At 68.0% G+C, this 20,730-nt stretch carries 17 protein-coding genes; 8 read left to right on the top strand and 9 right to left on the bottom strand.

Annotated features, from left to right (window positions below):
* Positions 1-435: 435 nt before the first annotated feature.
* Both G537_RS43210 and G537_RS0128300 read left to right on the top strand, forming a co-directional pair.
* Entirely contained in the window at positions 436-2,898 is a 2,463-nt protein-coding gene (locus G537_RS43210) for a PBECR2 nuclease fold domain-containing protein (protein ID WP_162146160.1), read from the top strand.
* Positions 2,899-3,092: 194 nt separating this feature from the next.
* Entirely contained in the window at positions 3,093-3,458 is a 366-nt protein-coding gene (locus G537_RS0128300; RefSeq protein WP_026872947.1) for a hypothetical protein, read from the top strand.
* 272 nt (positions 3,459-3,730) lie between these two features.
* Here G537_RS0128300 and G537_RS42475 read toward each other — a convergent pair whose 3' ends face one another.
* The gene (locus tag G537_RS42475; RefSeq protein WP_051249243.1) at positions 3,731-6,739 is read right to left on the bottom strand and encodes an autotransporter domain-containing protein; all 3,009 of its coding nucleotides are present in this window, start codon (positions 6,737-6,739) and stop codon (positions 3,731-3,733) included.
* Between the two features lie 412 nt (positions 6,740-7,151).
* On the opposite strand from G537_RS42475, the gene G537_RS0128285 reads away from it, so the two are divergent.
* The 3 genes from G537_RS0128285 (at position 7,152) to G537_RS0128275 (ending at position 8,444) form a co-directional block, all read left to right on the top strand.
* Positions 7,152-7,601, top strand: a complete 450-nt coding sequence (locus G537_RS0128285) for a hypothetical protein (protein ID WP_026872945.1) — start codon at positions 7,152-7,154, stop codon at positions 7,599-7,601.
* A 61-nt stretch (positions 7,602-7,662) separates the two neighbouring features.
* The gene (locus G537_RS0128280) at positions 7,663-7,896 is read left to right on the top strand and encodes a hypothetical protein (RefSeq protein ID WP_026872944.1); all 234 of its coding nucleotides are present in this window, start codon (positions 7,663-7,665) and stop codon (positions 7,894-7,896) included.
* Positions 7,897-7,940: 44 nt separating this feature from the next.
* Positions 7,941-8,444, top strand: coding sequence for a hypothetical protein (locus tag G537_RS0128275; protein WP_026872943.1), 504 nt, complete (start codon positions 7,941-7,943; stop codon positions 8,442-8,444).
* Positions 8,445-8,527: 83 nt separating this feature from the next.
* Here the strand turns inward: G537_RS0128275 and G537_RS40395 are convergent, their stop codons facing one another.
* The 3 genes from G537_RS40395 to G537_RS42465 form a co-directional block, all read right to left on the bottom strand.
* Positions 8,528-9,184: a DUF924 family protein gene (locus G537_RS40395; RefSeq protein WP_034853327.1), complete on the bottom strand. Its 657-nt coding sequence runs from the start codon at positions 9,182-9,184 to the stop codon at positions 8,528-8,530.
* Between the two features lie 161 nt (positions 9,185-9,345).
* Positions 9,346-10,116 carry a helix-turn-helix transcriptional regulator gene (locus G537_RS42470; RefSeq protein ID WP_155888817.1) on the bottom strand — a complete coding sequence of 257 codons (771 nt, stop codon included), beginning with the start codon at positions 10,114-10,116 and terminating at the stop codon, positions 9,346-9,348.
* Positions 10,109-10,954: a helix-turn-helix transcriptional regulator gene (locus tag G537_RS42465; protein WP_051249241.1), complete on the bottom strand. Its 846-nt coding sequence runs from the start codon at positions 10,952-10,954 to the stop codon at positions 10,109-10,111. The genes G537_RS42470 and G537_RS42465 overlap by 8 nt, the downstream gene beginning before the upstream one ends.
* 294 nt (positions 10,955-11,248) lie before the next feature.
* Here G537_RS42465 and G537_RS0128255 point away from each other — a divergent pair, with 294 nt between their 5' ends.
* Together G537_RS0128255 and G537_RS40380 are read left to right on the top strand one after the other, a co-directional pair.
* Positions 11,249-12,148: a LysR substrate-binding domain-containing protein gene (locus G537_RS0128255; RefSeq protein WP_026872941.1), complete on the top strand. Its 900-nt coding sequence runs from the start codon at positions 11,249-11,251 to the stop codon at positions 12,146-12,148.
* Between the two features lie 217 nt (positions 12,149-12,365).
* Complete coding sequence (locus G537_RS40380) at positions 12,366-13,052, top strand: Crp/Fnr family transcriptional regulator (RefSeq protein ID WP_051249240.1); 687 nt, start codon at positions 12,366-12,368, stop codon at positions 13,050-13,052.
* A 129-nt stretch (positions 13,053-13,181) separates the two neighbouring features.
* Here G537_RS40380 and G537_RS0128245 read toward each other — a convergent pair whose 3' ends face one another.
* The 4 genes from G537_RS0128245 to G537_RS40375 all read right to left on the bottom strand — a co-directional run bounded on the left by G537_RS0128245 (position 13,182) and on the right by G537_RS40375 (position 18,932).
* The gene (locus G537_RS0128245) at positions 13,182-14,009 is read right to left on the bottom strand and encodes a carbohydrate ABC transporter permease (protein ID WP_026872940.1); all 828 of its coding nucleotides are present in this window, start codon (positions 14,007-14,009) and stop codon (positions 13,182-13,184) included.
* Positions 14,006-14,917 (bottom strand): carbohydrate ABC transporter permease, encoded by a 912-nt coding sequence (locus tag G537_RS0128240; protein ID WP_211230540.1) that lies wholly within the window; start codon positions 14,915-14,917, stop codon positions 14,006-14,008. The genes G537_RS0128245 and G537_RS0128240 overlap by 4 nt, the downstream gene beginning before the upstream one ends.
* A gap of 300 nt (positions 14,918-15,217) precedes the next feature.
* Positions 15,218-16,519: an ABC transporter substrate-binding protein gene (locus tag G537_RS0128235; protein ID WP_026872938.1), complete on the bottom strand. Its 1,302-nt coding sequence runs from the start codon at positions 16,517-16,519 to the stop codon at positions 15,218-15,220.
* A gap of 76 nt (positions 16,520-16,595) precedes the next feature.
* The gene (locus G537_RS40375) at positions 16,596-18,932 is read right to left on the bottom strand and encodes an alpha-L-rhamnosidase (RefSeq protein WP_051249239.1); all 2,337 of its coding nucleotides are present in this window, start codon (positions 18,930-18,932) and stop codon (positions 16,596-16,598) included.
* Positions 18,933-19,092: 160 nt separating this feature from the next.
* On the opposite strand from G537_RS40375, the gene G537_RS0128225 reads away from it, so the two are divergent.
* Entirely contained in the window at positions 19,093-20,094 is a 1,002-nt protein-coding gene (locus G537_RS0128225; protein ID WP_211230539.1) for a LacI family DNA-binding transcriptional regulator, read from the top strand.
* 373 nt (positions 20,095-20,467) lie between these two features.
* On the opposite strand, the gene G537_RS0128220 is transcribed toward G537_RS0128225, so the two are convergent.
* On the bottom strand, positions 20,468-20,728 hold the full coding sequence (locus tag G537_RS0128220; RefSeq protein WP_026872936.1) for a DUF4242 domain-containing protein: 261 nt from the start codon (positions 20,726-20,728) through the stop codon (positions 20,468-20,470).
* Positions 20,729-20,730: the final 2 nt, after the last annotated feature.

Below are 20,730 nucleotides of genomic sequence, written 5' to 3'. Positions count from 1 at the left end.
CAGCCGCATGCCGATCTCGGCGAGACGCGAGAGCATCTCGACCTGCTGCAGCGCGAGGCCGCGGCAATACGCCTGGATGTCGAGATCGGGCGGCAGTTCCTGCATGGAACATATCATGAACGAGAATGCCGAGTTAACGCAACTGCACATTGTGTTAACCGCCTGAGACGGGCCCGCCGCCTGGATCGCCACACCCCGCGGGAGTAGCCGGGCGCGCGCTTTGGCGGGGCGGGTGCTTCGGCCCGGTCACGGCCCGAGCACTACGCCTGGCACGACATCATCCGGTCGATCGATCAACCGTGGCGGCGCCCCCACTGGCCGCCCAATGGGTGGAATTGTAGGTGCCATGCTCAGAGCCTGTCGGAGCGGGACCTCGAGCGCTACGGCCTGAAGGTCACCGTCGGCCCGCCCGAGATCGAGATGGAGCCGCGTGAGGTGCGCGCGCCGGGCGGCTCAATCGAGACCGTCTGGACCTCGAAGGGCATCGACACCGACTTCGGCGACAACTGGATGCGGGGCGTCACCCCGCCCGAGCTGCGCAAGCCGCTGCCGCCGCCCGACGTGCCCGCTCCGGCGTCTCCGCCTCCGATGCCGGCGCCGCGAGACCCTGGTGTCACGTCGATGCCCGATGGCCTGGCGGAGGAGGACTATGTCCGCGCGTTCTTGCGGCCGTTCGGCGCCGACATAGGCCAGCCCGTTGTCTGGCGCGACCCGAAGGGATCTCGGATCACCTTGTCGGAAGAGCTGTTCCGCAACAGCCGGGGCGAGCTGAAGGTGACCAAGTTCGATCGCCACCGACAGATCCTCGCCCCGGCGATGGCCATTCTCGATCCCGACAAGATCTGGGTCGACTGGCAGAACATCGCCCCGAAGGACGCGGCGCCGAAATGGCGCCTGCGCCGGCGCTACATTCGGCGGTTCGACATGGACGGGCGGAAGGGCGGCATCGCCACCTTCGGCTGGATGGGCCAGGGCTGGAGCGGCGCGACGGCGTTTCCGCCGGACACGGTCTCGTATCTCGATCGCCAGCGCACGGGCGTTCTGCTGTATCAGCGCCATGACTACGGCCGGGAACCCGCCCCCCCGGGCCTGCCCCACGCCTTAACGATGCCGGGCGGTGCGGCTCAGTCGTGGCGGCAAAACAATGATATAGTCTCCCACTCTGTTCATGCAATGTGGTGCTCGATGGCGAAGATCGGCCGGAACGCGCCGTGCCCCTGCGGCAGCGGAAAGAAGTACAAGAAGTGCTGTATATTGAACAATTCAAAAAGAGATAATTCTCCTATCGATGAGAGTTTCATCAAGCAAGTCCAGTTAAAATTCGCCAGATCCGACGCAAATGAGCACAGGCGTCGCCTAATGCAAGGTCTCGGCAAGCCGATCATGTCGGTTGAGGTGTCTGGCCAGCGGGTAGTATTTGTTGGGCGCCGTGGGTATCACTCAAAGGACTGGAAAACGTTTCATGACTTTTTGCTCTCATATCTACGCATTGTTTTCCCATCAGATTGGGGCAACCTGGAACTCCAGAAGGCTCGTGGTGATCGGCACCCTATCATCGAATGGCTAACGATGTGGGGAGAGTTCAATCAGTCGGATAGGGTAACGCACGAGGCGGGACTCTACAGCGCTCAAGCAACGGGGGCTGTGCGCGCGCTTCTGGGGCTATCTTATGATCTTTATCTGTCCGCTCATAATGCCGAATTGCCTCCGCTACTATTGAAGCGATTAATGAACCGGGACAACTTCGAGGGTGCTCTATACGAAGCCTATGTCATCGGCTGCTTCGCCAGAGCTGGATTCAAGATCGAGTTTGAAGACGAGAGCGATGGCGACTCCTCTCATTGCGAGTTCATTGCGACCCACATGGATACCGGTCGGAAATTCGCAGTGGAGGCTAAGGCCGTTTCGGCGAGATCAAAGCTAGCCGGCAAGTCAGAGCATCCGGCGACGATTCGAACAAAGCTTCAGCAGGCACTCCGGAAGAAGGCCGCATACGAACGCATCGTATTTATCGAGTTGAGTCGGGCCCATGCTTTCGCGGTCGACGGGAGGCCGGTCTGGCTCGCATCTATCGAGGCGGAGGTGGCGGAACTTGAAGGCACTCTCACAATTCGGCGGACCGAACCTGATGGCTCGGTAACGGTTTCTCCAGCACCGCCCGCATACCTGTTCATCACAAACCGGCCGTACATGCACCACCTCGAAGAGGTAGCCGGCCCAAAGGAGGTGCTCGTCTGGGGGTTTAAGATTCCTGACTTTCCGCCTGGCCGTAATGCCAAACGCCTATTGGATGCAGTTCAGGGGCGGCGCCGGCATATCGAAATGTGGATGCTCTTCAAGGCTCTGGAGCAACACGCAGAGATTCCGAGCACCTTCGACGGCAGCCTCCCTGAAGAGGCGTTTTCCGAAGAACGAACGGAGCGAATATTGATTGGAAATTCATACCTATTTAACCATGACGGCAAGGAAATGGCCGGAGTTCTAGTCGAGGCGACGGTGTTGGAGGCAGAAAAGCTTGTCTCGGCAATATTGAGAACCGACGATGGCATGCATAACATGGTCACAATGCCTTTGACTGATGCCGAGTTGGCCGCTTACAGGCGGTCTCCGGAGACGTTCTTTGGGGTGGTAAAGAACGTTCCGAAGGGCATCAGCAGCCCACTCGACGCATTTGACTTTTTCTACGACGCCTACCGGGGAACTACGCGCGAGAAGCTGCTCGAATTCATTGGGGATCCCCCCGAAATCGAAGAGCTTCGAACACTCAAGCGCGATGATTTGCTCGACGTCTATTGTGAACGTATGGCGATGAATATGTGGCTGATGGACCCTAAGAACCGCCGAGACGAGACGGACGCGGGCGGGCGCCAAGCCTCTTTGGCTCCGAACCCCCAATGATGATCTGAATGCGCGTCCTAAGCCCGTTAGCCCCCCGTTAGCGTCGATCCTGCGGGCGCATTGGACATAGCCCCTACGCGATGGCAGCCTGAGGCCACCCTGGAGGGGCGCTCTGCCCCAACGATTGGGCCAGCTTACACCGGGGCCTCCCAAACTATCACAGCCCTCGATCCCGTTCCGATCGAGGTTCGCCTGTGCCCAACGCCCCGCTCAATCCCTTCGACGCCTTCCGCGCCGGCACCCGCACGGATGCCAGCGGCGCCAACGTCACGATCACGGCGGAGGATCTGGCGGCGTCGGCCGCCGCGTATGACCCGGCGCTGCGGCCCGCTCCGCTCGTCATCGGCTATCCCAAGATCGAAGATCCGGCCTGGGGCTGGGTCGGAAAGGTCGAGGCCAAGGGCAACACGCTGCGGGTCGCGCCCGAGCGGGTCGAGGCCGCCTTCACCCAGCTCGTCAATGACGGGCGCTACTCCAACGTTTCCGCCTGCTTCTCCCGCCGGATGCGAAATCCAACCCGGTGCCCGGCACCTGGTACCTCAAGCATGTCGGCTTCCTAGGCGCCCACCCGCCGGCGGTCGAGGGGCTGCCGCCGGTTCAGTTCGCCGCCGAGGACGACGGCGAGGGCTCGGCGCGCTCGCCGGGCCGTCCTTGGCGGGGCTGGCGATGGAGCTGTCCGGCCAGGGCCTGCCCCTCTTCGCCGCCTGCTGCTGCGGCGCGTTCGCCCTGGTCAGCGCGGTCCGGGGCCGCACTGCCGCGGCGGAACGGGCCTGAACCTCGAACGGGGAACCGGCGGCCGGGCTTCCTTCGCGGCACTTGGCCGCCGGCCGGATCAGAACCTCACGCGAAGCCTGGCGGTGAAGCCATGCTCCTGGGCGCCAGCGGCGATCTCCCCGCCGTAGGACGCGCCGAGCGACACCGCATTGGTGACGCCCGCGTCGAAGCCGGCTTCGATCACGGCTGCGTCCCGGGCGATCGGCGCGCCGGCGATGCTGAAGGCATCGCCTCCCGCGAAACGGAGCGAAGCCTCCGGCGTCAGGTCCCCGTACGCATGCCGCCAGGCGGCCGTTCCATGGACCATCATCGTCACGTCCGCGAGGAGGAAGCTGCTCGACGCGCGCAGCCCGAGCGTGGTGAAGGTCTCGTCCGTGGTGTCGCCGTCGCCGCGGAGTGCCGCCGTCCCGCCATGCTCCTCGAAGCTGTCGGTCTCCACCCGGACATGGGCGAGATTGGCGAAGGGCTCGAAGAAGGCGCTCCCCGCGTCGATCCGATAGCCGAGCTCGCCGAAGGCCTGGAACGTGCCGGCGCCGTAGTCCGCGTCGAGGCCGGCGGAATAGTCGCCGAAGCCGATATGCCGGCTGGTGTCGACCTCGTGCCAGGAATAGGCGACGCCGGTGCGGAAACCGAGCCCGCCCCACTGCGAGCCGCCGTAGAGGCCCAGATGGTAGTTGTCGCTCGACCCGGTCGATGAGCGCCGGTTCACATCGAAGGAAGAGCGGCTGTAGCCGGCCAGCAGGCCGACCCGCCACCTGTCGGCGATCGGCGTGTCGCCGCCGATCAGGAAGCCGGCGGTGCCGCGGTCGAGCCGCGCCGCATTGCCGTCGCCGTCGAGATGACCCCACCCGCCGAAGGCCCGGGTCCAGGCCGAGATCCGGCCGGTCGGGGCATCCGGCGCCTCCGGCGCGCCGGCGCCGGAGGCATCGGCCAGGAGCGGGGCGCCCGGGCCTCGGAGGGGATCGAAGGCGGCGCGGAGCCGGTCGTTGGCCGCGTCGCGCACGAAATGGCTGTCCTCGACCAGCGCACCGGCAACAGAGGCGTGGATCTCGCCGGACAGGCTGTCGAAGGCCGCCCGCGATTCCGCCCTCGTCAGGTTGAGGATCGCGTCGTGGATGGTGTCGCCCGTCCCCAACTCCTCCGCCCTGGCTGCGACCGCGCGCTGATTGGACGTCGCGGCCACATCGGCGAAGGCTGTGCCGGAGCGGTCGATGTCGAGGAAGACGTTGGTCGGGTCGTAAGCCAGGGCGAAGTCGAGGAAGGGCAGGTCCACGACCGGCGAACCGGTAAGGCCGCCATAGGTGCCGATGATGCCTCCATCGGCCGTCAGCAGGGTATAGCGGGTGTCGGTCGCGAAGCGGCCTGCGCCCTGCCGCACGACCTCGACATCGGCGCCGCGGTCGAGCGTCGCGCTGCCGGAGACGTCGATGAGGTCGGACGACTTGCCGGGCGCGATGCCGGCCTCGTAGGTGGAGCCGGCCCGCTGCACGAGATCGCCGTTCACCGCCAATGCGCCGACCGCCCTGGCAGGATCGAGGCCGCTTCCCGGTGCGACGGCGCCGCCCTGCCCCACCGTCAGCGATCCGACCGTCCCCGATCCGGCGAGCGTGCCCGCGCCTGCGACGCCGACCCGCGAGACGATGCTGCCGTCGACCGCGAGCGTGCCGCCAAGGATGGTTGTCGGTCCGGTATAGCTGCTGTCGCCGCTGAGGACGAGCGTGCCCGCGCCGCGCTTCGTCAGGTCGCCAGGGCCCGAGATCGGATTCGACCAAACCGACGAGTAGCCTTTCGTGTCGACGTCGAAGACGCCCGCATAGCGGAACTCCATCGGCCCGCCGACGGCCGCGCCCAGGTTGAGCAGGCCCTGGCCGTAGGTCTCGGGGGACCCGATGTCGGTGGCCGAGGTCAATATGGTCTCGATGGTCTGCCGGGCGTTCATGTAGGGGAAGGCGGACCGGACCACCGCCACGGCTCCCGAGACATGCGGTGTGGCCATCGACGTTCCGTCGTCGGGCTTGTAGCCCCCACCCGGCCAGGTCGAATAGATGCCGACAGACGGATCCTCCTCCGGGTCCTCGCCGCCGGGCGCCGCGAGACACCACTCCGCCGCGAGCCCGCACCGGTTGCTGTAGCTCGCGATCTTGCCGTCGCGATCGACGGCGACGACGGCGATCAGCGAGCCCTTCAGATCGGAGAAGTCCAGCTTGGCGACGGACGGATCCGTCGGCGAGATGAACCTGTAGGTGTTGGGGTTGTTCCTGTCGGCATTGTCGCTGTAGGAGATGTCGACAAACTTGTAGAGCTTGTTGGCCGCCGTATTCTCCGGCGTGATCAGCGGCAACATGCCGTTGCCGTCGGGCATGGCGGACGCAACCGGCTGGTTGCTGTACTCATTGCCCGCCGCAAAGACCATCACGACGTCGGCGGCAGCGGCTTTCTTCAGCGCCTCGTAGTTGGCGATCAGACTGGCCGGATCGTCGTAGATCGGCTGGTAGCCGAGCTGCCGATAATGAGGATTGTCTTTCCAGTTGCCGTTCTTGTCCTGGATCTGCTTCTCCAGCGTCTCAGGACCATAACTGCCGCTGATCACCGTGGCGCCGTGGCGCGCGGCGTACTCGATGGCCTTGGCCTCCGCATCGTCGACCCGATCGTCGACGATCGTGCGGAGCGGCAGGAGGGTGGCCTCGTACGCCACGCCCTGCATGCCCCGGCCGTCGCGCGCGGCCCCGATGATGCCGCCGACATGCGTGCCGTGCCCGTTTCCATCCTGGACATCACCCGGCGCGAGCGACTGCCCGAAATTTCGCAGAGCATCGGACACGCGGCCGGCGAATTCGGGATGGTTGATGTCGAGCCCCGTGTCGATCACGGCGACGACGACACCCTTGCCTGTATAGCCGAGCCGATAGGCGGGAAGCGCGTTGATCATCGGCACGCCCCAGTTCCGAGCGTACTCGGCATCGTTTGCCACCGGGACGGACAGGGTTGCCTGCTGGGCGAGCGAGATCTGCGGCGTGACCAATGCCGTCGTCGCCAGGACGCGGACTGCCTTCGATTTCGAGCGCATGGTTACCCCCCTTCCAATTCCGGTTCGCGGGCGACGGGTGCCCCGACGCGCTTTCGCCCGATTGGCCAATTGCTTCCAGGAAAGAAGCGCAGATCTCACCAATCTCCCCAAGCAGAACGAATCGATACGAAGAAAGCAACGCCCATTCCAAAAGTGAACCGGTTTTCGACAGCACTAGAATTGAGATCGCCATCCTTCCGTTCTGTGAAGAATTTTATAAAAATTCAACCAAACCCCTTCTTCGAATATGTCGCCAATCAAGCCTAGAGGCCACAATGACCCGGAGGCGGAGCTGTTTGCTTGAATCCTGACAGTGATTGTTGAACTATCCGGATCGGCCGGAACCGGCTGGTCGGGCTTGGCTTTCCAGAGGGGAGAGATGGAAGAAATGTCCGTTCATCGGAGGCTTGACGTGCGACAGCTGCTCATTGCTCTGGCTTCAGCCGTTTGCCTGTCGGTCGGCAGTCCCGGTCCGGCCGGCGCGCAGAGCGTGGCCGAAGTGAACAGCACTCTCGATTCTCTGTTCGGCGATCACAAACCCTATGAGCGATTCTTCACGGAGCTGAAGAAGGCCATCGCCGAGAGTGACAAGGAAACGGTCGCCTCGATGGTCGATTATCCTTTTCAGGCTCGCATCAATGGGAAAGCGGTGAAGCTCAGAGACAAAGAACACTTCGTGGCCGACTACGACCAGATCATCACGCCCAAGGTGAAGAACGCTGTCGCCAAGCAAACCTATGAGACACTGTTTGCCAACTGGCAGGGCGTGATGATCGGCGACGGAGTGGTGTGGTTCAGCGGCATCTGCAACGACGCGACATGCAATAAATCGGAGGTGCGGATCATCGCCATCAATGACTAGAAGCCGAGGCAGGTGGACCTGCATTCCGCCCCGATGCCCAATCCAAAATCCGGAGAAGCAAATGGCGCCAGCAAATCTGCTCAGAGCCGTCGCGCTCACCGCCGTCTTCGCGGCTCTCGGCGGTTGCCAGACGCTCGACGATCTGGACCGGGAGGCTTATCAGCGCGCATGCGACAATCTCGGCATCCAGCGCGGGACGCCAACCTACGACCAATGCATGCTGCAGCAGCAGAGGCTGGACAACGAAGACAACCAGCGATTTCTCGATCGTGAAGCGCTCAAAGGGGAACTTTGAGCGCGAATGATCAATGGCCCGCCACCCAGTCACGAGGGTTCCGCATGCGATCAGCCTACAGATATGGCGCCCGGATCATGCTTGCCGCCGGCGCCTTGGCACTGGCGGCATTCCCTGCCGCGGCCGATGAGACGCTGGGCTTCGACATCAATGTCACGCTGTCCGAGAAGGCCGCCGCCACCCTCGCTGCCCGGAAGGAGGGAATCGTCGCCTTCGCGTCCTACTACGGCGATCCCAAGCGGAGCGCGGAGAAGCACGCCGACGAGGTCGGTCAGATCGATCTCACGCCCCGGGACGAAGAGGTGGAGATCCCGGGGTCGGGCGGACGCGCCCATATCAGCGGCGCCAATGTCGACCAGAAGCGGATCGACTGGCTCGCCGGTCCGGTCAAGGTCAACCTCAACGTCGCGTCGGCGCGCAAGAGCGGTCCTGACAATCTCCTCGCCTGCGATTTCATCGATGGCGCGCTCGCCGACGTCCGGAAGGCGCCGATCACACTCCACTGCTCCCTGATCGAAGAAAATCCGGACACGAAGGCGTGGCCGTGAGGCGCTCACAGGGGCCGTTCTGCCTGGAGGCTGCGGTCTCCGCCGCCATGGTTGTTTGACAGGCTTGCGGTCGGCTTCCGGTTTCAGTGCGTCTCCTCATGGTCGAGCCCGGGCGGCCGCCGCAGATGGACGAAGTCGCCCTTCGCCAGATAGGCCGCCTCCTCCGGCGTCGAGGCGCGGCCGAGGATCGGGTTGCGATGGGGAAACCGGCCGAAGCGCGAGATCACCTCGAGATGCGACCGCGCCTGGCTGACGTGGAAGCGGTACTGCGGCCGCAGCCGCTGCGGCGCCTCGGCCGCCACCCGCTCGACCATCGCCACCACCTGCTTCAGCCGGGCCTCGTGATCCGGCCCCTCGGCATGGGCCAGCGGCATCAGGAAGAAGACCTGCTCCCAGGGCCTGGTGAGCGCGTCGTAATGGCCGTTCGCCAGACCGTCCCGGGTGATGCGCAGCACGGCGGGATCGTCGGCATAGGCCTCCGGACGGCCGGCGAACAGGCCGCGCGGGAACTGGTCGAGCACGATGATCAGCGACAGGCGCCCGAGAGGGGTGTCGAGCCAGTGGTCCAGGCTGCCGGCCCGGGCGGCGGCCAGCATCGGGGCGAACGGCACCAGCGCCGCATTGGCGCCGCCGCCGAACCACCAGCCGTGCAGCCGCAGATGCGTCTCCGGATCGGCCTCGTCGAGACCGTCCGGGAACCAGAAGTGATAGACCCTGCGCCAGTCCTGGGTGGTGGTCATGGGCGTCTCCATGGAATGCATCCGATCTCCGCCGGCATGCGGCCGCGGACGCCGGTGCGCGCCGCGAACCGGCGTCCTCCCGCCTCGACCGATCGAGGAGACAACCTCTAGCAGAGGCTTGCGACCGCGCTTGTGTCCGGGGGAACAGGCCGGGCCGGCGGTCAGGCCCCGATCAGGCCGAGCTGCAGCGCCATGGCCACGGCCTCGCTGCGGCTGGTCGCCTTCAGCTTGCGCCGGGCCGAGGCGAGATAGGCGTTGACCGTGTGCATCGACAGGCCGAGCTGACGGGCGATCTGCTTGCTGGAGGCGCCGCGGGCGACCCAGGCGAGGCAGTCGAGCTCGCGCGGCGCGACCAGGTCGGGATCGATGGCGGCCGGCGGCCGGGGCTGCGCCGGGCCGGCGAGCCGCCGCGCGACGGCCAGCGCCCGGCCGAGATGCGGGCCGATATGGCGCAGCAGCCGGGCTTCGGCCTCGCCCCAGCCCGGCCGGCGGCGGGTGCGCCAGACGGAGAGATGAGCCCCCAGCCCGTCGCCGCCGACATCCACCCAGTGGAGGCCGCTGTGCCGGCCCTGCGGCCGCGCATAGTCGTTGTAGAACTCGCTCCGCAGGAAGGCGCTGTCCGGCACCAGCATGCGGTCGACGAAGACCGTGCCGGCCGGCAGCCGCGGCAGCATCGGCAGCACCGGCCAGGTGGCGTGGTAATGCGCGTTGTAGAGCGGCACGAAGCCGGGATCGACGCGGAGGCGGACCGCCTGGTCCCGCGGCAGCGGCGTTCCGGTCGGATGCAGCACCACCGAAGAGTCGGAGCCGAGCAGGTCGGCCAGGCGGGACAGCAGGTCCGGCCAGCTCTCGCGGCCGAGCGCGGCGTCATAGGCCTGCGCGATCACGGCCGAGAGCGCGTCCTGGCTTGGCGGCCGCATCGGCTCAGCCATCGATCAGCCCCGCGGACAGCGCCATGGCGACGGCCTCGCTGCGGCTGGCGGCCTTCAGCTTGCGCCGGGTCGAGGCGAGATAGGCGTTGACCGTGTGCATCGACAGGCCGAGCCGCCGGGCGATCTGCTTGCTCGACGCGCCGCGGGCGACACCGGCGAGGCAGGCGCGCTCCTGCGGCGCCAGAAGGCCCGCCGCAGCCGCGGATCGGGGCGGGCCGGCGGCGAGGCGATGCTCTATCTCCAGCGCCCGGGCGAGGCGCCGCCCGACCGCGCCCAGCACGCGGAACGCCGACGCTTCCCAGGCCGGCTGCCACCGCTGCCGCCACAGGCAGAAGAACTTCCGGTCGAGCCCGTCGCCGTCCCCGACCCAGAACACGATGCTGTGCTTGCCCTGCGGCCGGATATGGTCGTTGTAGAATTCCGTCCTTGCATAGACCGCCTCCGGCACCAGCATGTGGTTGGTGCGGACCGATCCGGCCGGCAGCCGGGATATGATCGGCAGGGTCGGCGACATCCGGTGGTAATGGTCGTTGTAGGGCGGGATGAAGGCCGGATCGCAGCCGACATGGACCGCGCGCTCCGCCGGCGCGGCGTAGCCCGCCCGGAACAGCGCCCCGGATTCGCCGCCCAGCAGGTCCCGCAGGCGGGTCACCACCGTCTCCCACGCCTCGCCGCCGATGGCGGCGTCGTAGACCTGGCCGACCAGCCTGAGGATGTCGTCGTCGCAGGGCGGAGACGACGGCGGGATGCGCGGATCGGCCCGCCGCCGGCTCCGGCCGGGAGGTGGAGCCCGGATCGCGGATCGGCGGGCGGCGGACGGGTCAGGACGAACGAGCATCGGCCCTCATCGGGATGCGGCGCCCGGCGCCTGAACGGCGGCATCGGCGCCGGCGACACGCCGCGCAGGATTGCGTATGAGAGGCGATCTCAATGTTACGCCGGTCACATCCGGACATCCCGAAGTCCCCGCATGAATCCGGTCCGGCTGCGAGCCCCGCACGCAGACCGGGCCGGTTCCATAGCGCTATGACTTGGCACGACCTGCCGGACAAGCGATCATTTCCGCATCAATGCATGAGGCGGGCTCATCCATGAGGCTGGCGACGCTCGCGACCCCTCCGGACCGCCGGCGATGAGGCGGCTGCCGCCGCTCGATTCCCTCCGCGCCTTCGAGGCGGTGGCGCGGCTGGGCAGCTTCAAGCGCGCGGCCGAGGAGCTGGCCGTCACCGCCAGCGCCGTCAGCCACCGGGTCGCCGATCTGGAGGCGGAGTTGGGCGTGGCGCTGCTGGTGCGGCATGTCCGCCGGGTCGAGCCGACCTTCGAGGGCGAGGCCCTGGCCGCCGGGATGGGCCGGGCGCTGCAGGAGATCCGCCGCACCGTCGCCGGCGTCGACCGGCGCGGGCGGGCCCGCCTCAGGGTCAGCGCCATCCCGTCGCACGCCGTGCGCTGGCTGGCCCCGCGGCTGCAGCGGTTCCGCGCGCTGCACCCCGAGATCGATATCGACATCATCGCCGAGCTGGCCCTGGCCGACCTGTCGCAGCGCACCGTCGACATCGCCCTGCGCTTCGGCGGCGGCGCCTATCCCAACCTGCGGGTCGAGCGGCTGATGGACGATGCGATCTTCCCGGTCGCCAGCCCGGACTACATGGCGGCGAAGGGGCCGGTCGCCGCGCCGGCCGACATCCTGCGCCTGGACCGCCTGATCGACACCACCGCCCGGGACGACCAGAGCGGCGCGCATTGGCAGCATTGGTTCGAGGTCAACGGCCTGCCGCCCGACGCGGTCCATGACGGCATGAACCTGAACGGGTCGCTGCTGACGCTGGAGGCGGCGGTGAACGGGCTCGGCGTCGCCATCGCCCGCCGGACGCTGGTCGAGGAGGATCTGCGCCGCGGCCGCCTGCAGCGCCTGCTGGACGCCGAGATCCCGACCAACTGGAGCCACTATGCCGTGACCCTGCCCGCCGTGGCCGACTGGCCGCCGGTGCGGCGCTTCGTGGACTGGCTGAAGGCCGAGGCCGCCGGAGCCTGACCCCGCGTCCCGACGATACCTTATTTTTGGTGTATTGAGCCGGCCGCCCCGGTTGCGGACAATTCCAGACATCACGAGACGCTGTGCCGGCGGGCCGAACACCGCCGCAGCCGGCCTTCCGAATGCCAACAGATCGCCGGCCGGAGAACCGCCGGGATGCAGGCCGCGGCCCGCATCCCGGGCCGCGTCGCCGAGCCGCCATCGCTGGAGCCGACCCGTGAACTATGTCATGTCCTGGACCTCCGCTCGCCCGGCCGGGGTGCCGGCGATGCGGGATGCCGCCCCGATGCGGCTGACCGAGCGGCGCTACGCCGACGGCGAGACCATCTTCCTGCGCGGCGATCCGGGCGACAGCATCATGGTCGTCCTGTCCGGCCGGGTGGCCCTGCGCCTGATCTCGCGCCAGGGGCGGGAGATCCTGCTGGGGATTCTCGGCGAAGGCGAGATGTTCGGCGAGGTCTCGGCGCTGGACGGCCGCGGGCGCAGCGCCGATGCGGTGGCGCTGGGCGACTGCCGGCTGCAGGTGATCGACGGGCGCGATCTGCGCCGGATGCTGAAGCAGTCGCCGGAGGCCTGCCTGCAGATGATGGAACTGCTGACCACCCGGCTGCGCCGGACCAGCGACCAGCTGGAAGGCGTGGCGCTGCTGAACCTGTCGGCGCGCCTGGCCCGGCTGCTGCTGGCCCTGAGCGAGGCCGAGCAGACGGCGCCGGGGCGAGCGCCGCGGCTGCCGCGGACGCTGTCGCAGCGTGACCTCGGCCTCCTGATCGGGGCCAGCCGGTCCAAGGTCAATGTCCAGATCGGCCGCTGGTTGCAGGACGGCACCCTGAGCCGCGAGAACGGCGCCCTGGTGCTGCGGGACCGCGACCGGCTGGCCGAGATCGCGGAGACGGAGGACGTGTGAGTTGGCGAGTCGATGAGTTGATCGTCATTGCGAGCGCAGCGAAGCAATCCAGGGCGGCTCGCACCGGCCCCTGGATTGCTTCGTCGGCTTCGCCTCCTCGCAATGACGGCTGGGGGTACGTCGCGCCGGTCACCCCTTCACCGCCCCGGCCGTCATCCCGGCCACGATCTGGCGGTTGAGGAAGAGGAACACCAGCAGCGGCGGGATCGTGATCAGCACGATATCCATGAACAGCAGGTTGTACGACGTGTTGTACTGGCTCTGGAAATTGTAGAGCGTCAGCTGCACCGTGGCGTTCTTGTTGCCCGGCAAGTAGTAGAGCGGGTTGACGAAGTCGTTGAAGATCGCCACCGACTGCACGACGATCACCGTCACCGTGACCGGCCACAGCAGCGGCAGGATCACCCGGAAGAAGATGGCCAGCGGGCGGGCGCCGTCGATGATCGCGGCCTCGTCCAGCTCGCGCGGGATCGTGGCGATGAAGGCCCGATAGAGCAGGATGCAGAAGGAGAGGTGGTAGGCCACCTCGATCAGCACCAGCCCGTGCAGCGTGCCGAACAGGCCGAGGCCCTGCAGCAGCCAGATCGTCGGCACCACCGCCGGCGGCATCATCAGCCCGGCCAGCACCAGGAAGTTGACGAGGCCGGTCCAGCGCGTGCTGCGGCGCTGCAGCACGAAGCCGACCATGGCGCCGAGGATCACCAGCAGGGTGACGGCGCCGACCGTGAGGATGGTCGAGTTGACGAAGGCGGTGACCACCATCCAGTTCCGAGCGGTGACCACCTGGACAAGGTTGTCCCAGGCGTGGAAGCCGGTCGGCCAGGAGAAGTCGAGCCGCGCCGCCTGCCGGCGGTCCTTCACCGCGGTCAGCAGGATGAAGGCGAAGGGGACCAGGAACACCAGACCCGCGGCCAGGACGGCCGCGGCGCTGCCCCCGTAGCGGCGCAGCGCGCTCATTCATGGCCCTCCTTGCGGTTGAGGAAGCGGGTCAGCGGCACCGCCAGCCCGGCGATCAGCAGGAACAGCACCACGTTGCCGGCGGTCGACAGGCCGTAGAAGCCGGCCTGGTACTGCTTGTAGATGACCGAGGCGATGACGTCGGAGGAGAAGCCCGGTCCGCCGCGGGTCATGGTCCAGATCAGGTCGAAGGTCCTGAGGCCGCCGATGAAGCTGAGGGTGATCACGGTGACGGTGGCCGGCCGGCACAGCGGCAGGGTGATCCGGCGGAAGCGCTGCCAGGGGCCGGCGCCGTCGACCCGTGCCGCGTCGTGGTATTCGCGCGGGATCGAGACGATGCCGGCGATGAAGATCACCGTGGCCAGCCCGACGCCCTTCCAGACATCGACCAGGGCGACGGAGAAGATGGCGAGGCCGGGGTCGGTCAGCCAGCCCGGCCCCTTGATGCCGAGCACCGCCAGGGCCTCGTTGATCGCGCCCTGGGTCGGATGCATCAGCACCGTGAAGGTGATGCCGACGCCGACGGTCGACACCAGCACCGGGAAGAACACCACCGAGCGCAGGAAGCCGCGCGCCAGGATCTGCGAGGTCAGCAGCACGGCGAGAGCGAGGCCCAGCACCACCTTCAGGCCGGAGGTGGTGATCGCGAAGATCACGGTGTTGACCAGCCCCTGCAGCAGGAAGGGCTCGCGCAGGAACTGGGCGAAGTTGTCGAGGCCGATGAAGGTGGATTCGAACAGCGTCCAGCGCGTCAGGCTGAAATAGAGCGAGGAGAAGGTCGGCAGCAGGAACAGCCCGCCATAGATGACCGCCGCCGGCAGGTAGAACCAGGCCGGATAGGGCGACCCGGGCCGGCGCCGGGGCGCGGGAGCGAGATCGAGCGGCATGCTGCGGGTTATGTCTGCCACGGGCGTCCCTCTCCTGCGATCGATGTATTTGCAACTCCCCTGACCGCGCTCCGATTGCCTCTCCCACTTGCGGGAGAGGTCGGAGCCGCGCCAGCGGCTCCGGGTGAGGGCAAGCGGCCGCGATCCCAGGAACCAAGGCTTCAGAACTATGTGCGGATCATCCGCTCATCTGCGACAAGGCCGTTCTCTCGGCGAGACCGTGACGCCCCCTCACCCGGTCTCGCTTCGCGAGCCCGACCTCTCCCGCAAGCGGGAGAGGCAATGCGTTTCCGTACCCATCGTCGCTTGAACATCCGCCGCCTACCACCCGGCCAGGCCGAGCTGCTGGGCCTGCTTGCGCACGTCCTCGTCGTACAGCGCCGCGGCGTCGGCGGCGGGGCGGATGCCGGAGCCGACCTCGACCGTGATCTGCTCCAGCGCCGGGCCCTTCACCGGCGAGACGAATTCCAGCGCCGGCGCGTTCCGGGCCCGATCCGCGAAATAGGGCAGCATGTCCTTGACCGCCGGCGGCATCGTCTCCGGCAGCGTGCAGCTCCTGATCCGGAAGGGGCCGACGGCGCCCAGGGCCTTGAGCTCCGCCGCGCATCCCGCCGGGCTGGCGACGAAGGCCAGGAACCTTTTCGCCGCCTCGATGTTCGGGCTGGCCGCCGGGATATAGAAGCCGGCCGGCAGCCAGACGGTCAGCCCGTTGCGGGCGGGATCGTCGCCCGGCTGGGCGAAGAAGCCGATGTCGCCGAGCTGGTCGGGATATGTGGCCGCCAGCGCGCCGATGGCGAAGGTCAGCATCGGGTAATGCGCCCCCTCCCCGTCCGCCAGCATGCGCAGACCGTCCTCGTAGCTGGCGGCGCCGAAATCCTCGTTCTGGAAGCCGGCGGCGTGTACCGCCTCCAGTCGCTCGAAGCCTTTGCGGGCGGCCGGGGAGGTCGCGAACTTGGCCTGGTTGGACGTGTAGCGCTCGGCGAAATCCGGCTCGGCGGCCTGGACGTTGAAGAAGTCGGCCAGCAGCAGAAGCTGCGAGGTCCAGGTATCGCGGTAGGTCTGGATCACCGGCGGGATCCCGGCCGCCTTGATCTTCTCGTTGTTGGCCATGAACTGGTCCCAGCTCTTCGGCACCTCGAGGCCGAGCTGGGCGTAGATCTTGCGGTTGTAGAAGATGCCGCCGGCCATCACCGCTTCGGCCGGGGCGCCGTAGAGGCGGCCGCCCGCCGTGACCACGGCCTTGAAGCTGTCGTCGACATCCGCCTGCCAGGGCTCGTCGGTCAGGTCGACCAGGTTCTTCTGCGGGTTGATCGCCCGGAACAGCGAGCCGGAGTTGTAGTAGAAGATGTCGGCCATCGCGCCGGTGGCGAGCCGGGTCTTGACGATGTTGTCGCCCTCGCCGCCGCCCGGCCGGGTCTCGATCTCGATGTCGATGTCCGGGTTCGCGGCCTCGAAATCCGCGACCAGACCCTCGGCGAGGGCCTGGTTGTTGGACGAGCTGCTGACGAGCAGCGTCAGCTGCGTCTGGGCCTGGGCCGCCCCCGTCATCCCGGTGGCGATCCCGGCCAGGGCGAACAGGCCGGCCGCGAACGCCGCACGGGCATGCCGAAGCACGATGGTCATCCCGGTCTCCTCCCTGCTGTCCCGAAGGTCCTGCCTCGGATTGTGGATGCCCGCCCCGCGGCGGGTCACATCGACGTCATCCTCCCCCGATCCGGAAGGTGATGCGGTGGCTGCCGGGCGCGAGCGGTACGCCGGCCCCGGCAATGTCGCCGGCCGGCGGCGCACCGTCGACCGCGACGTCGCGGTATTCGGGCGGCAGGCGCAGCGACCCGGTCGCCCCGTCCGGCACCGTGACCGAATAGGTCACCCGGTCGCCCTCCACCGTCCAGCCGGCCGCGACGCGCCCCGCCGCGGTGTCGTGATGGGCGGCGACCGGCGACAGCGCCGGGATGATGGTCGGCTCGAACAGGATGTGCCGGAAGCCCGGCCGCTCCGGATCGGGCCGGAACCCCGCCACGCCCTCGAACAGCCACTGGCAGATCGCGCCATAGGCGTAGTGGTTGTAGGAGTTCATCGCAGGCTCGAAGATCGTGCCGTCGGGCTTGATCGCGTCCCAGCGCTCCCAGATGCTGGTGGCCCCCATCTTCACCTGGTAGAGCCAGCCTGGGACCTCCTCCTGCAGCAGCACCCGGCCCGCCAGCTGGCGCTCGCCGATTTCGGCCAGGGCCGGCAGCAGCGCCGGCGTGCCGATGAAGCCGGTGCCGACCCGGCCGCCGGTGCGCTCGACCGCGGCCCTGAAGTAGCGCCTGGCGGCCTCCCGGTGCTCCTCCGGGATCAGCCCGTGCAGGAAGGCGAGCGCATAGGAGGTCTGGTCGTCATAGAGCAGGCGGCCGGAGGGGGTGATGAACTCGCATGCGAAGGCCTGCTTCACCTCCTCCGCCATTCCGTCCAGGCGCTCGGCGATCCCCGCTTCCCCGACCAGCCGGGCGATCCGGGCCGTCAGGGTCCCGGCGATGAACAGGTAGATCGTCGCCGCGGCGTCGTCGCCGATGGTGGGCCAGGGCTTCTCGGTCGGGCCGCCGGGCTGCAGCCAGTCGCCGAAGGTGAAGCCGCGCTGGTCGCGGCCGGGTGGCGGCCGGACGATCGGCCCGTCGCTGATCGACCAGACGAAGTCGACCCAGCGGACCATCGCCGGCAGCGCCTCCTCCAGGATCGCGCGGTCGCCGTAATGCAGCCACAACGTCCAGGGGATGACCGCGATCGCGTCGCCCCAGCCGGTCGAGCCGGCGAAGTTGATGAAGTTCTCCGGCTTCATCCGGGTCGGGTCGGGCGAGACATGCGGGATCGCGCCGTCCGGCCGCTGGTCCGCCATCACGTCGCGGATGTATTTGCGCAGGAAGCCCTGGCAGTCGTGCAGATAGCAGGCGGCGCCGGCGAAGACCTGGGCGTCGCCGGTCCAGCCCAGGCGCTCGTCGCGCTGCGGGCAGTCGGTCGGCACCTCGATGAAGTTGGCGCGCTGCGACCAGATGGTGTTCTCGACCAGCCGGTTGACCAGCGGGTGCCCGGTGGTGAAGGACGCCGCGGGCTGGCCCACCGAGGTGATCGGGACCGAGACGATGGAGGTGACCTCGGCCCGCCCCTCGATCGCGATCCGGGCGTAGCGGAAGCCCTGGAAGGTGAAGATCGGGCGGTAGGATTCCTCGCCCTCCCCCTTCAGCACGTATTCCAGCCGCGCCTCCGCCGTGCGGAAGTTGGCGTTGTCGAACCGGCCGTCGCGGTCCAGCACCTCGGCGTGCTCCACGACGATCCGCGCGCCGCGCTCGCCCTTCACGGTGAAGGCGACGTAGCCGGCGCTGTTCTGGCCGAAATCGTGGATCGTCCGGCCCTCCCCGTCCGGCCACGACTTCACCACCGGCAGCGGCGGGCGCTCGCGCACCGGCCGGGTCTCGTGCGGGATCAGGACCGAGGCGTCGAAGGGCAGCACCGCGCTGCCGGCGGTCGCCTGCGGCTCGACCCGCGCATCGTAGATCTCGCCGAAATAGATCCCGGATTTGCGCACCGGCAGCTCGCCGCTGGCCCAGCTTCCATCGGTGGCGAGCAACAGCGCGCCGGAGCCGCCGCGCAGCTCGGCGATCGCGGCGATGTGCTCGCCCCAGACGTTGAACTTCTTCTCGCGGCGCCACATCAGCTGCGAGCGCAGCCAGCCGTCGGCGAGCCAGATCTCGATCCGGTTCTCGCCCGGCTTCAGCAGGTCGCCGACCCGGTAGCTCTGGTAGGACAGCCGCTTGTCGTAGCAGGTCCAACCCGGGGTCAGCAGATCCTCGCCGACCCGCCGGCCGTTGATGAAGCAGCGGTAGAGCCCGAGCGCGCTGATCCGCAGCACCTCGTCGCCGGGGGCCCGGTCGAGCCGGAAGTCCTTGCGCAGGAAGCTGGCCGGGGTGCCGACGCCCCGGTCGGCCAGCGGCCGCACCATATCGGCCGACCAGCCGGACTGCGCATCGCGACGGAGCTCCGCCGAGGCGATCTCCTGCATCCCCGCTCCTCCCCTGACGATGCCTGCGAATGGCTGTAGAATGTTCTACGTGTATCGTTCTACAGACCTCGCCGTTTGACAACCGGAAATCGGCACGATCAGGTGACGCGGGGCGCGGCGCGGAGGCGGAATGGAGGCGAACGGCAGGCGGACGCAGCGGGTGACGATCCGGGACGTCGCCCAGGACGCCGGCGTGTCGGTCGCCGCGGTGTCGAAGGTGCTGCGCGACGCCTACGGCGTCAGCGAGGCGCTGCGCGGCAAGGTGCGGGCCTCGATGGCGCGGCTGGGCTATCGGCCGCTGGCGGCAGCCCGCGGCATGCGGGGGCAGACCTACACGCTGGGCATCACCCTGTCGGACATCCGCAACCCGTTCTTCGCCGACATCATGACCGGCATCAACGCCGCGCTGGAACGCACGCAGTACCAGCCGCTGCTCGGCATCAATCAGGGATCGAAGGCGATCGAGGGAGACCTGATCGAATCGATGCTGGACCGGCAGATGGACGGGCTGATCCTGATCGCCCCGCATATCCCGGTGGACGCGCTCGCCACCCTCGCCCGGCGCATCCCGATCGTCGCCATCGGCCATCACCAGCCGGAGGCGACGGCGTTCGACACGGTCAACAACGACGACGAGCTGGGCGCCCGGCTGGTGGTGCAGCACCTGGCCGATGGCGGCTACCGCAACATCGGCATGTTCAGCCTGGCCCTCGACCGCGGCACGCCGGAGACGGCGGTGACCTGGAAGCGCGAACAGGGCTACCGGGCGGCGATGGAGGCGATGGGGCTGGGCCGGCACGCCAGCGTCACCCGCGCCGCCCTGACGCTGCGCGAGATCCAGACCGCGGCGCGGCACCTGCTTCAGGGCCCGGACCGGCCCGAGGCGCTGTTCTGCTGGACCGACTTCGTGGCGCTGGAGGTGATCAGCGTCGCCATCGGGCTGGGCCTGGCGGTGCCCGGCGACCTCGCCGTCGTCGGCTACGACAACACCATGTTCTGCGAGATGGCGCAGAACGACATGACCAGCGTCGACCAGTCCGGCGAGACGCTGGGGCTGCAATGCGCGCGGCTGCTGATCGAGCGCATCCGGGGCCGGGCCGAGGCCCAGCACCTGCTGATCCAGCCGCGCGTGGTCGCCCGCGCCAGCTCGCGGAGGCGGTGATCCGGCCTTTCCGTGCTAATGCGACAGGCGTTCGAGCGCGACGGATCGCCGGCGCGCTGCCGGCCTGGGAGAACAGCAGCCCCGCCACGGCCACCGTGCCGGCCATCGCGACGATGATGTGCTTGCGCTCGAACCGGTCGCCGATCAGGAGCCCGAACAGCGGGCCGACCGGCGCCAGCCGTCGACGCCTATGGGCTGGGCCGGCACCAGCCCATAGGTGATCAGGGCGACCGCCGGCACCGCCGAAGCCGACCGCCTGGGAGAAGGCGGAGGCGCGGCCGCGCAGACGCTTCCCGGCTTCTACGCGACCATCTGCTGCCAGAGCCGCGATGAGCGGCGCTGCGAGGACCGACCGGCGGAGGGCCGGATCGGCTCAGGCGTCCGTCGGATCGAGGATCCGCCGGATCTCGGTGATCCGGGTGGCCGGCAGGCCGGTGAGATCCGAATGCTGCCGGATCGTCTCCTCATCCTTCGCGAGAAAGACGCAGAAGGTCCGGTCGACCGCGACGAAGCTCTCGACCCACCGGATGTCGGGCGCCAACGCGTCCGTGCCCGACTGCGCGGTCGGTCCCCAGAGCTGCCGCCCCGCGATGCCGATGCCGGGAATGGTCCTCTCGATGACGAACAGTTTCATCC

Source organism: Inquilinus limosus DSM 16000, from assembly GCF_000423185.1.
GTDB classification, from domain to species: Bacteria; Pseudomonadota; Alphaproteobacteria; order DSM-16000; family Inquilinaceae; genus Inquilinus; species Inquilinus limosus.
The sequence above is the reverse complement of the archived record's forward strand: the minus strand, read 5'-3'. Positions and strand labels throughout refer to the sequence as shown.

Coding starts and splice junctions, on each gene's coding strand:
- G537_RS0128220 (WP_026872936.1), bottom strand. CDS start 20,728: ATGAAACTGTTCGTCATCGAGAGGACCATTCCCGGCATCGGCATCGCG.
- G537_RS0128245 (WP_026872940.1), bottom strand. CDS start 14,009: ATGAGCGCGCTGCGCCGCTACGGGGGCAGCGCCGCGGCCGTCCTGGCC.
- G537_RS40395 (WP_034853327.1), bottom strand. CDS start 9,184: ATGACCACCACCCAGGACTGGCGCAGGGTCTATCACTTCTGGTTCCCG.
- G537_RS0128280 (WP_026872944.1), top strand. CDS start 7,663: ATGGCGCCAGCAAATCTGCTCAGAGCCGTCGCGCTCACCGCCGTCTTC.
- G537_RS40375 (WP_051249239.1), bottom strand. CDS start 18,932: ATGCAGGAGATCGCCTCGGCGGAGCTCCGTCGCGATGCGCAGTCCGGC.
- G537_RS42470 (WP_155888817.1), bottom strand. CDS start 10,116: ATGGCTGAGCCGATGCGGCCGCCAAGCCAGGACGCGCTCTCGGCCGTG.
- G537_RS42475 (WP_051249243.1), bottom strand. CDS start 6,739: ATGCGCTCGAAATCGAAGGCAGTCCGCGTCCTGGCGACGACGGCATTG.
- G537_RS0128235 (WP_026872938.1), bottom strand. CDS start 16,519: ATGACCATCGTGCTTCGGCATGCCCGTGCGGCGTTCGCGGCCGGCCTG.
- G537_RS0128255 (WP_026872941.1), top strand. CDS start 11,249: ATGAGGCGGCTGCCGCCGCTCGATTCCCTCCGCGCCTTCGAGGCGGTG.
- G537_RS42465 (WP_051249241.1), bottom strand. CDS start 10,954: ATGCTCGTTCGTCCTGACCCGTCCGCCGCCCGCCGATCCGCGATCCGG.
- G537_RS0128275 (WP_026872943.1), top strand. CDS start 7,941: ATGCGATCAGCCTACAGATATGGCGCCCGGATCATGCTTGCCGCCGGC.